General features: G+C 44.2%; 1 protein-coding gene. It reads left to right on the plus strand.

Going from position 1 to position 1,337, the window contains the following annotated elements:
• The first annotated feature begins 144 nt into the window (after positions 1-144).
• Positions 145-618, plus strand: a complete 474-nt coding sequence (dfrA1, locus tag J4650_RS22620) for a trimethoprim-resistant dihydrofolate reductase DfrA1 (RefSeq protein WP_000777554.1) — start codon at positions 145-147, stop codon at positions 616-618.
• Positions 619-1,337: the final 719 nt, after the last annotated feature.

The raw sequence follows: 1,337 nt of genomic DNA on the forward strand, positions 1-1,337 counted from the left end.
CTGTTTTTTTGTACAGTCTATGCCTCGGGCATCCAAGCAGCAAGCGCGTTACGCCGTGGGTCGATGTTTGATGTTATGGAGCAGCAACGATGTTACGCAGCAGGGCAGTCGCCCTAAAACAAAGTTAACCTCTGAGGAAGAATTGTGAAACTATCACTAATGGTAGCTATATCGAAGAATGGAGTTATCGGGAATGGCCCTGATATTCCATGGAGTGCCAAAGGTGAACAGCTCCTGTTTAAAGCTATTACCTATAACCAATGGCTGTTGGTTGGACGCAAGACTTTTGAATCAATGGGAGCATTACCCAACCGAAAGTATGCGGTCGTAACACGTTCAAGTTTTACATCTGACAATGAGAACGTATTGATCTTTCCATCAATTAAAGATGCTTTAACCAACCTAAAGAAAATAACGGATCATGTCATTGTTTCAGGTGGTGGGGAGATATACAAAAGCCTGATCGATCAAGTAGATACACTACATATATCTACAATAGACATCGAGCCGGAAGGTGATGTTTACTTTCCTGAAATCCCCAGCAATTTTAGGCCAGTTTTTACCCAAGACTTCGCCTCTAACATAAATTATAGTTACCAAATCTGGCAAAAGGGTTAACAAGTGGCAGCAACGGATTCGCAAACCTGTCACGCCTTTTGTACCAAAAGCCGCGCCAGGTTTGCGATCCGCTGTGCCAGGCGTTAAGGCTACATGAAAATCGTACATTACGAAGCGAATGCACCATGGATAGGAAGAATGAAATGCCCAAACCCAAAGTGTGGGAAGGAAACTCCTGCCTGGCAATCGAGCGGCATGAGCGACAGTTGCCCGCATTTTTTCTGTGATACTTGCTCGAATGTAATCCATAGAGAGCAGGACCATGCATTACTGTATGAAAATGAAATCAATCAAGAGCTCTTGGATCGAATAGCAGCAACTCTTCCAGATTGCCCTTGCGGGGGTAGGTTTGTTCCTGGTGCAAACCCAAAGTGTCCGAGTTGCAAGACCGAGTACGTGCACCAATGGGATGCAGTGAAAAGGTTGAATGTACCTTTTATGCCAATCTTGGATGGTTCCTGCTTGATTCGAGATAGGCTGTATTCGTATGAAGTATGCATTGGTTCTAAACCAAAATACTGGTGGCGTTTGTTCACAAATGCCTTAACAAGTTTAGGCAAGGGACGCTCCTGACGTCGCGCCCCTGCTAAAAGCGTTAGATGCACTAAGCACATAATTGCTCACAGCCAAACTATCAGGTCAAGTCTGCTTTTATTATTTTTAAGCGTGCATAATAAGCCCTACACAAATTGGGAGATATATCATGAAAGGCTGGCTTT

This window comes from Salmonella sp. 32120201201600049SM (assembly GCF_017572835.1).
Classification (GTDB): domain Bacteria; phylum Pseudomonadota; class Gammaproteobacteria; order Enterobacterales; family Enterobacteriaceae; genus Salmonella; species Salmonella enterica.